The following is a 12,559-nucleotide window of genomic DNA, read 5'->3' on the forward strand; positions in this document are numbered from 1 at the left end:
CGGCCTGGCCCTGTCCAGGCCGTTTTCATTTGTGCTTCAGTGTCTTAGATAAATCTTCTGTTACGTAAGCCGAAGGTAAATTGCCGGTAAAGGCGCTTTGCTTCAGACCCGCCAGTGCTTATCGTTCAGCCTCATGTAAAAAAGCCCACGCGCCCAATGGTTGATCACTCAATGCAATCTTCCGCTTCCCGTAATCCCCGTCGCTGGCTGTTTGGCCTGCTTGTCCTGTTGGTCATCGCTGGCCTGTGCTGGAAGTTCTGGCCCGCAGGCAGCAGCCCGAAGGAGGGCGCAGGGCAGAAAGCCGTTGCCGGACACACCGGCCGGTCGGGAGGGATGCGTCCGGGGTTCGGCGGGGCGACCGGTCCGGTCCCGGTGCGTGTGGCGCCAGCGGTCAAAGGCGATTTCCCGCTGTATTACAAGGCGCTGGGCACCGTGACCGCGCTGAACACCATCAATGTGCGCAGCCGGGTGGGCGGCGAACTGATCAAGATTTCGTTTGAAGAAGGGCAAATGGTCAAGGCGGGCGACCTGCTGGCCGAGATCGATCCGCGTCCTTACCAGAACGCCTTGCTCCAGGCTGAAGGCACCTTGCTGCAGAATCAGGCACAACTGAAGAATGCCCAAGTCGATGTCGAGCGCTATCGCGGCCTGTACCGCGAAGACAGCATCGCCAAGCAAACCCTGGACACCGCCGAAGCCTTGGTCGGCCAGTACCTGGGCACGGTCAAGACCAATCAGGCGGCGGTCAATGACGCCAAGCTCAATCTGGAATTCACTAAAATTCGCGCGCCGATCGCCGGGCGTGTGGGCTTGCGTCAACTGGACGTCGGTAACCTTGTTGCGGCCAATGACACCACGGCACTGGCGATCATCACCCAGACTCAACCGATCAGCGTTGCCTTCACTCTGCCGGAAAACAGCCTCGACGTCGTGCTGGCCCGCTATCGCACCGGCGCCAAACTGCCCGCCGAAGCCTGGGACCGTGGCGATACCAAATTGCAGGCCACTGGGGTGTTGCAGAGCCTGGACAACCAGATCGACGTCACCACCGGCACCCTGAAATTCAAGGCCCGCTACGAGAATCGCGATCAAGCGCTGTTCCCTAATCAATTCGTCAACGTCCACTTGCTGGCCGACACCCTCAAAGGCGTGGTGCTTGCCCCTTCGGCAGCGATCCAGTTTGGCACCAACGGCACGTTCGTCTATGCCATGGATGGCGACAAGAAGGTCACCATCCGCCCGTTGAAAGTCGGCGCCAGTGACGGTGACAACACGGTGATTACCGAGGGCCTGGCCGCTGGTGATCGGGTGGTGCTGGAAGGCACCGACCGCCTGAAAGAAGGCAGCGAAGTGGAAGTCGTCAACGACAGCAAGGATGTGCCGACCACCCCGACCGAGCACCTGCAAGGCAAATCGGCGGCCGATGCGACTGAACCCGCGACCACCGACAAGGCGAAAAAGGGCGGCGCATGAACATCTCGCGGCTGTTCATCCTTCGCCCGGTCGCCACGACCCTGAGCATGCTGGCCATTATTCTGGCCGGTGTAATCGCTTATCGGCTGCTGCCGGTGTCGGCATTGCCCCAGGTGGATTACCCGACCATTCGCGTCATGACGCTCTATCCCGGCGCCAGCCCGGATGTCATGACCAGCGCCGTGACGGCGCCGCTGGAGCGTCAGTTCGGGCAGATGCCCGGGCTGACCCAGATGGCATCCACCAGTTCCGGCGGCGCCTCGGTGCTGACCCTGCGGTTCAGCCTCGACATCAACATGGACGTCGCCGAGCAGCAGGTGCAGGCCGCGATCAACGCCGCGACCAACTTGCTGCCCAAGGATTTGCCGGCACCGCCGGTGTACAACAAGGTCAACCCGGCGGACACCCCGGTGCTGACGCTGGCCATCACCTCCAAAACGATGCTGTTGCCCAAACTCAATGATCTGGTCGACACCCGCATGGCGCAGAAAATTGCCCAGATCAGCGGTGTTGGCATGGTCAGCATTGCCGGTGGCCAGCGTCAGGCGGTGCGGATCAAGGTCAACCCGGAGGCTCTGGCGGCCAACGGCCTGAACCTGTCGGATGTGCGCACCCTGATTGGCGCCTCCAACGTCAATCAGCCCAAGGGCAACTTCGACGGCCCGACCCGGGTGTCGATGCTCGACGCCAACGACCAACTGACGTCACCCAAGGACTACGCCAACCTGATCCTCGCCTACAGCAACGGCGCGCCGTTGCGGCTCAAGGATGTGGCAGAAATTGTCGATGGAGCCGAGAACGAGCGTCTGGCGGCATGGGCCAATGAAAACCAGGCCGTGCTGCTGAACATCCAGCGCCAGCCCGGCGCCAACGTGATCGAAGTGGTCGACCGAATCAAGGCCTTGCTGCCGAGCATCACCGACAACCTGCCGGCCGGCCTTGAAGTCACCGTGTTGACCGACCGTACCCAGACCATCCGCGCCTCGGTCACCGACGTGCAACATGAACTGCTGATCGCCATCGCGCTGGTGGTGATGGTCACGTTCCTGTTCCTGAGGCGGGCCAGCGCCACGATCATTCCATCGGTGGCCGTGCCGCTGTCGTTGATCGGCACCTTCGGCGTGATGTACCTCGCAGGCTTTTCGGTCAATAACCTGACCCTGATGGCGCTGACCATCGCCACCGGTTTCGTGGTGGACGATGCGATCGTGATGCTGGAGAACATTTCCCGCTTCATCGAGGAGGGTGACAGCCCACTGCAAGCCGCGCTCAAGGGTGCCAAACAGATCGGCTTCACCCTGATTTCCCTGACCCTGTCGCTGATCGCGGTACTGATTCCGCTGCTGTTCATGGCCGACGTGGTGGGGCGCTTGTTCCGCGAGTTCGCGATCACGTTGGCAGTGGCGATTCTGATTTCACTCGTGGTGTCCCTGACCCTGACGCCAATGATGTGCGCGCGGCTGCTCAAGCGTGAGCCCAAGGAAGCAGAACAGGGCCGGTTCTACCGCTCCAGTGGCGCCGCAATTGATTGGATGATCGCGGCTTACGGGCGCAAGTTAAAGTGGGTTCTCAAGCACCAACCGCTGACACTGATGGTGGCCATCGGCACGCTGGCGTTGACCGTGTTCCTGTACATGGTGGTGCCCAAGGGCTTCTTCCCGGTGCAGGACACCGGGGTGATCCAGGGTATTTCCGAGGCGCCGCAGTCGATTTCCTTCGCGGCGATGAGCGAGCGTCAGCAGGAACTGGCCAAGGTGATCCTGGCCGATCCGGCGGTCGAGAGCCTGTCGTCCTACATCGGGGTCGATGGCGACAACTCGACGCTGAACAGTGGCCGGCTGCTGATCAACCTCAAATCTCACAGCAATCGCGACCTGAGTGCCACCGAAGTGATTGCGCGTCTGCAACCGGAACTGGACAAGCTGATCGGCATTCGCCTGTTCATGCAGCCGGTGCAGGACCTGACCATCGAAGATCGGGTCAGCCGCACGCAGTACCAGTTCAGCATGTCGTCGCCGGATTCCGAGTTGCTCAGCCTGTGGAGCGGGCGTCTGGTGGAAGCCCTGGCCCAACGGCCGGAGCTGACCGACGTCGCCAGCGATTTGCAGGACAAGGGCTTGCAGGTGTATCTGGTGATCGACCGTGATGCGGCATCGCGGGTCGGCGTATCGGTGTCGAACATCACCGACGCGCTGTACGACGCCTTCGGTCAGCGGCAGATTTCCACCATTTACACCCAGGCCAGCCAATACCGCGTGGTGTTGCAGTCGCAGTCCGGCGAGAAAATCGGCCCGGATGCGCTGAACCAGATTCACGTCAAGACCACCGATGGCGGTCAGGTACGCCTGTCCAGCCTGGCGCATGTCGAGGAACGTCAGGCGCAACTGGCGATCACTCACATCGGCCAGTTCCCGGCGGTGATGATGTCCTTCAACCTGGCACCGGGCGTGGCACTGGGGCATGCGGTGGAGATCATCGATCAGGTGCAGAAAGACATCGGCATGCCGATTGGCGTGCAGACCCAGTTCCAGGGCGCGGCCGAAGCGTTCCAGGCGTCGCTGTCGAGTACCTTGCTGCTGATTCTGGCGGCGGTGGTGACCATGTACATCGTGCTTGGCGTGCTCTACGAGAGCTACATTCACCCGATCACCATTCTCTCGACCTTGCCCTCGGCGGCGGTCGGCGCCTTGCTGGCGTTGCTGTTGAGCGGCAATGACCTGGGGATGATCGCGATCATCGGCATCATCCTGCTGATCGGTATCGTGAAAAAGAACGCGATCATGATGATCGACTTCGCCCTCGAGGCGGAACGCAATCAGGGCATGGACCCGGAAACGGCGATCTATCAGGCCGCGCTTCTGCGCTTCCGGCCGATTCTGATGACCACCCTGGCAGCATTGTTCGGTGCGGTGCCATTGATGCTGGCCACCGGTTCCGGCGCGGAACTGCGCCAGCCTTTGGGTCTGGTGATGGTCGGTGGCTTGCTGGTGAGTCAGGTGCTGACGCTGTTTACCACGCCTGTCATCTACTTGTACTTCGATCGCCTCGGGCGGCGCTGGGGAAGTAAGTCCGAGTCTGTGGAACCGGTAGAACAGCCATGAACCTGTCCGGACCTTTTATCAAGCGCCCGGTCGCAACGATGTTGTTGAGCCTGGCGATCATGCTGCTGGGCGGCGTGAGCTTCGGCCTGTTGCCGGTATCGCCGCTGCCGCAGATGGACTTCCCGGTGATCGTGGTCCAGGCGAGCCTGCCCGGTGCGAGCCCGGAGGTCATGGCTTCGACCGTGGCCACGCCGCTTGAACGCTCATTCGGCGCCATCGCCGGGGTCAACACCATGAGCAGTCGTTCCAGCCAGGGTTCGACGCGAGTGATTCTGCAATTTGACCTGGACCGCGACATCAACGGCGCGGCGCGGGAAGTGCAGGCGGCGATCAACGCCTCGCGCAACCTGCTGCCGAGCGGGATGCGCAGCATGCCGACCTATAAGAAGGTCAACCCGTCCCAGGCGCCGATCATGGTGCTGTCGCTGACCTCGGATGTGCTGGAAAAAGGCCAACTCTACGACCTCGCCTCGACGATCCTGTCCCAGAGCCTGTCCCAGGTGCAGGGCGTGGGGGAAGTGCAGATCGGTGGCAGTTCGCTGCCGGCGGTGCGCATCGAACTCGAACCCCAGGCACTGAACCAATACGGCGTGGCGCTGGACGACGTGCGCAACACCATCGCCAACGCCAACGTGCGCCGGCCCAAGGGCTCGGTCGAAGACAGCCAGCGGCTGTGGCAGGTGCAGGCCAACGATCAGCTGGAAAAGGCCAAGGATTACGAGTCGCTGATCATTCACTACGCGGACGGCGCGGCCCTGCGCCTGAAAGATGTGGCCAAGGTCAGCGACGGCGTCGAGGACCGCTACAATAGCGGGTTCTTCAACGACGACGCGGCGGTGTTGCTGGTGATCAACCGCCAGGCTGGCGCCAACATCATCGAGACGGTCAGCGAGATCAAGGCGCAATTGCCGGCGCTGCAGGCTGTGCTGCCAGCCAGCGTCAAGCTGAACCTGGCGATGGACCGTTCGCCGGTGATCAAGGCCACCCTGCATGAAGCGGAAATGACCCTGCTGATTGCCGTGGCGCTGGTGATTCTGGTGGTGTTCCTGTTCCTCGGTAACTTGCGTGCCTCGCTGATTCCGACCCTGGCGGTGCCGGTGTCGCTGGTGGGCACATTTGCGGTGATGTACCTCTACGGGTTCTCCCTGAACAACCTGTCGTTGATGGCGCTGATCCTGGCCACCGGGCTGGTGGTGGACGACGCCATCGTGGTGCTGGAGAACATTTCCCGGCACATCGACAAGGACGTGCCGCCGATGAAGGCCGCCTACCTCGGGGCCCAGGAAGTCGGCTTCACGCTGCTGTCGATGAACGTCTCGCTAGTGGCGGTGTTCCTGTCGATCCTGTTCATGGGCGGGATCATCGAAAGCCTGTTCCGCGAGTTTTCCATCACCCTCGCGGCGGCCATTGTGGTGTCGTTGCTGGTGTCGCTGACGCTGACGCCGATGCTCTGCGCGCGCTGGCTCAAGCCGCACACGCCGGGGCAGGAAAACCGCCTGCAGCGCTGGAGCCAGCGGACCAACGAGTGGATGGTCGGCAAATACGCCACCAGCCTTGACTGGGTATTGCGTCACCGTCGGCTGACACTGCTCAGCCTGCTCGTGACGATTGGCGTGAACATCGCGCTGTATGTCGTTGTTCCTAAAACCTTCTTGCCTCAGCAAGACACCGGCCAGTTGATCGGTTTCGTGCGTGGCGATGACGGGCTGTCGTTCAGCGTGATGCAGCCGAAGATGGAAATCTTCCGCCGCGCCGTGCTCAAGGACGAGGCGGTGCAAAGTGTCGCCGGGTTCATCGGTGGCAGCAACGGCACCAACAACGCCTTCATGCTGGTGCGGCTCAAGCCGATCAAGGAACGCAACCTGTCCGCGCAGAAAGTCATCGAACGCCTGCGCAAGGAAATGCCCAAAGTGCCGGGTGCGCAATTGATGCTGATGGCAGATCAGGACCTGCAATTTGGCGGCGGCCGCGAGCAAACCTCCTCGCAATATTCCTACATCCTGCAAAGCGGCGATCTCGGCGCGTTGCGCGAGTGGTATCCGAAAGTCGTCACCGCCCTCAAGGCGCTGCCGGAACTGACGGCAATCGACGCACGCGAAGGCCGTGGCGCCCAGCAAGTGACCCTGATCGTCGATCGCGATCAGGCCAAGCGTCTGGGCGTGGACATGGACATGGTCACTTCGGTGTTGAACAACGCCTACAGCCAGCGGCAGATTTCGACGATCTACGACAGCCTCAACCAGTATCAGGTGGTGATGGAGGTCAACCCGAAATACGCCCAGGACCCGATCACGCTCAAGCAGGTGCAGGTGATCACAGCCGATGGTGCGCGGATTCCGTTGTCCACCATCGCGCACTATGAAAACAGCCTGGAAGACGACCGGGTCAGCCACGAAGGCCAGTTCGCTTCGGAAAGTATCGCGTTCGACATGGCCGAAGGCGTGACGGTGGAGCAGGGCTCGGCGGCGATTGAGCGGGCGATTGCCAAGGTTGGTTTGCCGGAAGACGTCATCGCGAAAATGGCCGGCACCGCCGATGCGTTCGCCGCGACCCAGAAGAGCCAGCCGTGGATGATTCTCGGCGCGCTGGTGGCGGTATATCTGGTGTTGGGCGTGCTGTATGAAAGCTACATCCACCCGCTGACCATTCTCTCGACCTTGCCGTCGGCCGGGGTCGGAGCGTTGCTGTCGATCTATGTGCTGGGCGGCGAGTTCAGCCTGATCTCCTTGCTCGGGCTGTTCCTGCTGATTGGCGTGGTGAAGAAGAACGCGATTCTGATGATCGATCTGGCACTGCAACTGGAACGGCATCAAGGCATGGAGCCGCTGGAATCGATCCGCAGCGCTTGTCTGCAACGGCTGCGACCGATTCTGATGACCACCCTGGCGGCAATTCTTGGCGCCTTGCCGTTGTTGCTGAGCCGTGCCGAAGGGGCTGAAATGCGTCAGCCGCTGGGCCTGACCATCATCGGCGGGCTGGTCTTCAGCCAGGTGCTGACGCTTTACACCACCCCGGTGGTTTACCTCTATCTCGACAATCTGCGCCATCGGTTTAACCGCTGGCGTGGGGTGCGTACCGATGCTGCTCTGGAAACTCCGCTATGACTGACCGTTCGCTTATCAACCTGGCTGCACCGCTGATCACGGCCCGAGGTTCGCGTTTGCTGAGCCTGTCGCTGTGCGTGGCGATGCTCAGTGCCTGCGCCATCGGCCCGGATTACCAGCGCCCGCAAGCCGCCGCGCCGGCACAGTACAAGGAAGCGGCTGGCTGGCGTCAGGCCAATCCCAGCGATTCTCTGGCCCGTGGTGCCTGGTGGGAGCTGTATGGCGATCAGCAGCTCAACGGCCTGATCGAAAAACTCAACAGCGCCAACCAGACTGTCGCTCAGTCCGAAGCCCAGTACCGCCAGGCCCAGGCATTGGTGCGCAGCGCCCGGGGGGCGTTTTTCCCGACGGTGGACCTGACCGTGGGGAAAACCCGTTCCAGCCAGGGCACCGGTAGCAGCAGTTCGAGCCTGAGCAGTTCTTCCAGCGGTATTCGCGACACCTACACCGCGCAGGCCGGGGTCAGTTGGGAAGCGGACGTCTGGGGCAAATTGCGCCGAGGCCTGGAAGCTGACACCGCCAACGCCGAGGCGAGTTTTGCCGACCTGGCGGCGATGCGCCTGAGCCAACAATCGGAGCTGGTGCAGAACTACCTGCAACTGCGGGTTATCGACGAACAGAAACGCCTGCTGGAAGCGACGGTCGAGGCTTATCAGCGCTCGCTGACCATGACCGAAAACCAGTACCGCGCCGGTGTCTCCGGCAAGGACGCAGTGGCCCAGGCCACCACTCAGCTCAAAAGCACTCAGGCAGAGATGGTCGACCTGATCTGGCAGCGCGCGCAGTTCGAGAACGCCATCGCTGTACTGATTGGCCTGCCGCCGGCCGAGTTCAGGCTGGCTGAAACCAAAGATATCCCGGCATTGCCGCAGGTGCCGCTGAGCCTGCCTTCGCAGTTGCTGGAACGCCGCCCGGACATCGCCTCCGCCGAGCGCTCGGTGATGGCCGCCAACGCCAATATCGGCGTGGCCAAAGCCGCCTACTACCCAGACCTGACCCTGAGCCTGAACGGCGGTTATAGCAGCAGCACCTCTAACAACTGGATCAGCGTGCCGAACCGCTTCTGGTCAGTCGGCCCGCAACTGGCCATGACCCTGTTCGACGGTGGGCAGCGCTCGGCGGAAGTCGATCGCAGCGAAGCGGCCTATGACGAAACCGTCGCTAAATACCGTCAGACCGTGCTCGACGGCTTCCGTGAAGTGGAAAACTATCTGGTGCAGCTCAAGGTGCTGGAAGACGAAGCCAAGGTGCGTCAGCAAGCCCTGGAGGCGGCGCGCGAGTCCTTGCGTTTGACCCGCAATCAATACCGGGCCGGGTTGATTGCCTATCTGGATGTGGTGGTGGTTCAGGCCACGGCATTGAGCAATGAGCGCAACGTGCTGAGCTTGCTGCAGAGCCGCTTGATCGCCAGCGTGCAATTGATCGCCGCACTGGGCGGCGGGTGGGACGGGCAAGCTCAGGTGAGCGACAAGCAATAACACAAGTCAATAAAACCGAGCGAAGAAGATCCTGTAGGAGCGAGGCTTGCCCGCGAAGAATGCGCCGCGGTTTTTCAGGTATTACGCGTCATCGTTCTTCGCGGGCAAGCCTCGCTCCTACAGGTCACGTGCCTTGAGTTACCGTCACCTTGATGGCCTTTTGATGACTTTGTGAGTGCGTTCGTCCGCGGAATCAGTACAATCGCCGACTTTGCTCCCCGAGAATGAATGCACCACGGCGGGGGCGGTCGCGAGAAGTCCCATGCTCATTGGTAGTTATTCCCTTACGCTGGTTTTCATATCGCTTTGTGTGGCGATACTTGCCTCTTATACCGCGCTCGACCTCACCGGCCGCATCGCCACGGCCACAGGCCGGGCGGTGCATCTGTGGACGGCGGGCGGCGCTTTTGCAATGGGGGTTGGCGTGTGGTCGATGCATTTCATCGGCATGCTCGCATTCACATTGCCGATCGACCTGGGCTATGACGTTTCCCTTACCGCGCTGTCCCTATTGATTGCGGTCCTGTCCTGCGGTTTTGCTCTGTGGCTGGTCAGCCAGCCACAACTGCCGGCCTGGCAACTGGCGTTCGGTGCGCTGGTGATGGGGGCTGGTATCAGTGCGATGCATTACACCGGCATGGCCGCCATGCGCATGCAGCCGGGTATCGATTACGACCCTGCACTGTTTAGCGCCTCATTGCTGATCGCCGTCGTCGCGTCGGGCGCGGCATTGTGGATCGCTTTCCGCCTGCGTCGGCACGCGCCCTATGTTCGCCTGATCCGCGGCGGTGCTGCGGTGATCATGGGCATCGCCATCGTCGGCATGCACTACACCGGCATGGCCGCGGCACGCTTTGCCGACGGCAGTTTCTGTGGCGCGGCGGCCGATGGCCTGAACGGCGAGGGCCTGGACAATCTTGTTCTGATCACCACCCTTGCCGTATTGAGCATTGCCTTGCTGACCTCGATCCTCGATGCACGCCTGGAGGCTCGCACCGCGGATCTGGCTCACTCGCTGACCGAGGCCAATCGCGAACTCACCCAATTGGCGCTGCACGACACCCTGACCGGGCTGCCAAACCGTGTGTTGCTGGCCGACCGTATCGATCAGGCGATGTCGAGGGTGCAGGAGCAGGGTGGCTGTTTTGCGTTGATGTTCATTGATCTGGATGGTTTCAAACCGGTCAACGATGCTTTTGGACACCACATGGGCGACCAGTTGCTGCGTGAGGTCGGCCTGCGCTTGCGTGAAGATTTGCGTAGCCAGGACACCCTGGCGCGGATCGGCGGCGATGAGTTTGTGTTGCTGGTGCAACTCGCCGAGCCCAATGACGCGCTGAACCTGGCGGCGCGACAGGTGGGGCTGATCGCGCGCTCGTTCCGGGTCGCGGAACATGACTTGCAGATTTCCGCCAGCGTCGGCATCGCGCTCTATCCGGGCAACGGTCAGACCGCCGAGGAGTTGCTGATGAACGCCGACGCGGCGATGTACCACGCCAAGGGCGCCGGGAAAAACGGCCACAGCTTCTTCGACGCCTCGATGAACAGCAACGCGCGCAAACAGCTGCAATTGCTGCAGGACTTGCGCAACGCCCTGGATCAGCAGCAATTCAGCCTCTATTACCAGCCCAAGTTCGACGCCGGCCATGGCCGACCGGTGGGTGCCGAGGCGTTGCTGCGCTGGGAACACCCGACCCAGGGCATGCTTCAGCCGGACAGCTTCATCGATCTTGCGGAGAAGACCGGGCTGATCATTCCGATCGGCGAGTGGGTGCTCAATGAAGCCTGCCGTCAGATGCGCGAGTGGTACGTGCTCGGTTACACCGACTGGCGCATCGCAGTGAACCTCTCGGCCTTGCAGTTCTGCCACGCCGGGTTGGTCCAGAGCGTCGCCAAGGCCCTGGCCACTCATCATTTGCCGGCCAACAGCCTGACCCTGGAAATCACCGAAACCACCGCCATGAGCGATGCCGACGCGAGCATGACGGTGCTGCAGGAACTCTCGGAGATGGGCGTCGACCTGTCTATCGATGACTTTGGTACCGGCTATTCGAGCTTGATGTACCTCAAGCGCCTGCCGGCCAATGAATTGAAGATCGACCGGGGTTTCGTCCGCGATCTGGAACACGACAGCGACGACGCGGCCATCGTCTCGGCCATCGTCGCCCTCGGCCAGGCCCTGGGCTTGCGGATTGTCGCCGAAGGGGTTGAAACCGGTGTCCAGCAAGACTTCCTGACCCAGTTGGGCTGCGACTCGCTGCAGGGTTACCTGCTGGGGCATCCGCTGCCGGCCGATCGCTTCATGGCCGATATTCACCGAGGGGAGCAATTGGCGGCTGGCTGAGGGACCGCGTTATCGTTCTTCGCGGGCAAGCCTCGCTCCTACAGATCACCATCAATCCGTAGGAGCGAGGCTTGCCCGCGAAGGCGTCTGAACAGCCGCCACACAACCCATGCAAAACCGCGCAATGGCGGTTATTCTTGGCCCCGACTGCTTACGCTTGAAACGGGGGAATGCCAGCATGGACAAAGTCATCGTCATCACCGGCGGCAGCCGCGGAATTGGCGCCGCCACGGCCCTGTTGGCCGCAGAGCAGGGCTATCGGATCTGTATCAACTATCAGTCCGACGAACAGGCGGCGCACAGTGTGCTGGAACAAGTCCGCGCACTCGGCGCCCAAGCCATTGCGGTACGCGCCGATGTCAGCATCGAAGACGAGGTGATCGGCCTGTTCCACCGTGTAGACACTGAACTCGGTCGGGTCACGGCGCTGGTGAACAACGCCGGCACTGTCGGGCAAAAGTCGCGGATCGACGAAATGTCCGAATTCCGTATTCTGAAAATCCTCAAGACCAACGTCCTGGCGCCGATCCTCTGCGCCAAACACGCGATCCTGCGCATGTCACCCAAACATGGCGGGCAGGGCGGCAGCATCGTTAACGTGTCGTCGGTCGCTGCCCGCTTGGGCGCCCCCAGCGAATATGTCGACTACGCAGCGTCCAAAGGCGCGCTGGACACCTTCACCATCGGTCTGTCCAAGGAAGTGGCGGGCGAGGGGATTCGCGTCAACGCCGTGCGGCCGGGTTACATCTACACCGATTTCCATGCACTGAGCGGCGATCCGGACCGGGTCAGCAAGCTGGAGTCGGCAATCCCGATGGCCCGGGGTGGGCGGCCGGATGAAGTGGCGGAGGCGATTGTGTGGTTGTTGTCGGATAAGGCTTCTTATGCGACCGGGACGTTCGTCGATCTGGGTGGTGGGCGTTAATCCTCAGGATTTGCTTTGTCTGTTCTGGCCTCTTCGCGATGTAGAAACGGATACATCCTTTACAATCGAGACCGGGGACATCCTTTACGTTTTTGTGGGTTTGAAAGGCGGTTTTCACCGCTTTTCAAACGACC

Annotated in this window: 6 protein-coding genes; all 6 read left to right on the forward strand. The window is 61.6% G+C overall.

Features of this window, described 5'->3' with window-relative positions; all coding sequences use genetic code 11:
- The first annotated feature begins 156 nt into the window (after window positions 1-156).
- A complete protein-coding gene (locus ACIPLA_RS04245; protein ID WP_401171731.1) occupies window positions 157-1,473 on the forward strand; it encodes an MdtA/MuxA family multidrug efflux RND transporter periplasmic adaptor subunit in 1,317 nt (438 codons plus the stop codon).
- Window positions 1,470-4,574: an MdtB/MuxB family multidrug efflux RND transporter permease subunit gene (locus tag ACIPLA_RS04250; RefSeq protein WP_401171734.1), complete on the forward strand. Its 3,105-nt coding sequence runs from the start codon at window positions 1,470-1,472 to the stop codon at window positions 4,572-4,574. The genes ACIPLA_RS04245 and ACIPLA_RS04250 overlap by 4 nt, the downstream gene beginning before the upstream one ends.
- Window positions 4,571-7,678, forward strand: a complete 3,108-nt coding sequence (locus ACIPLA_RS04255; protein ID WP_401171737.1) for an efflux RND transporter permease subunit — start codon at window positions 4,571-4,573, stop codon at window positions 7,676-7,678. Before ACIPLA_RS04250 ends, ACIPLA_RS04255 begins: the two co-directional genes overlap by 4 nt.
- Window positions 7,675-9,156 (forward strand): efflux transporter outer membrane subunit, encoded by a 1,482-nt coding sequence (locus ACIPLA_RS04260; RefSeq protein WP_401171740.1) that lies wholly within the window; start codon window positions 7,675-7,677, stop codon window positions 9,154-9,156. The genes ACIPLA_RS04255 and ACIPLA_RS04260 overlap by 4 nt, the downstream gene beginning before the upstream one ends.
- A 262-nt stretch (window positions 9,157-9,418) precedes the next feature.
- The gene (locus ACIPLA_RS04265) at window positions 9,419-11,500 is read left to right on the forward strand and encodes a bifunctional diguanylate cyclase/phosphodiesterase (protein ID WP_192342888.1); all 2,082 of its coding nucleotides are present in this window, start codon (window positions 9,419-9,421) and stop codon (window positions 11,498-11,500) included.
- Window positions 11,501-11,678: 178 nt separating this feature from the next.
- Window positions 11,679-12,425, forward strand: coding sequence for an SDR family oxidoreductase (locus ACIPLA_RS04270; protein WP_008069154.1), 747 nt, complete (start codon window positions 11,679-11,681; stop codon window positions 12,423-12,425).
- Window positions 12,426-12,559: the final 134 nt, after the last annotated feature.

The sequence above is a fragment of the Pseudomonas sp. NPDC086112 genome (assembly GCF_044746425.1).
In the GTDB taxonomy this organism is placed as follows: Bacteria; Pseudomonadota; Gammaproteobacteria; order Pseudomonadales; family Pseudomonadaceae; genus Aquipseudomonas.

Excerpts from the sequence above, each read along its gene's own strand:
- ACIPLA_RS04265 (WP_192342888.1), top strand. The coding sequence starts at position 9,419 with ATGCTCATTGGTAGTTATTCCCTTACGCTGGTTTTCATATCGCTTTGT.
- ACIPLA_RS04255 (WP_401171737.1), top strand. The coding sequence starts at position 4,571 with ATGAACCTGTCCGGACCTTTTATCAAGCGCCCGGTCGCAACGATGTTG.
- ACIPLA_RS04250 (WP_401171734.1), top strand. The coding sequence starts at position 1,470 with ATGAACATCTCGCGGCTGTTCATCCTTCGCCCGGTCGCCACGACCCTG.
- ACIPLA_RS04245 (WP_401171731.1), top strand. The coding sequence starts at position 157 with ATGGTTGATCACTCAATGCAATCTTCCGCTTCCCGTAATCCCCGTCGC.
- ACIPLA_RS04260 (WP_401171740.1), top strand. The coding sequence starts at position 7,675 with ATGACTGACCGTTCGCTTATCAACCTGGCTGCACCGCTGATCACGGCC.
- ACIPLA_RS04270 (WP_008069154.1), top strand. The coding sequence starts at position 11,679 with ATGGACAAAGTCATCGTCATCACCGGCGGCAGCCGCGGAATTGGCGCC.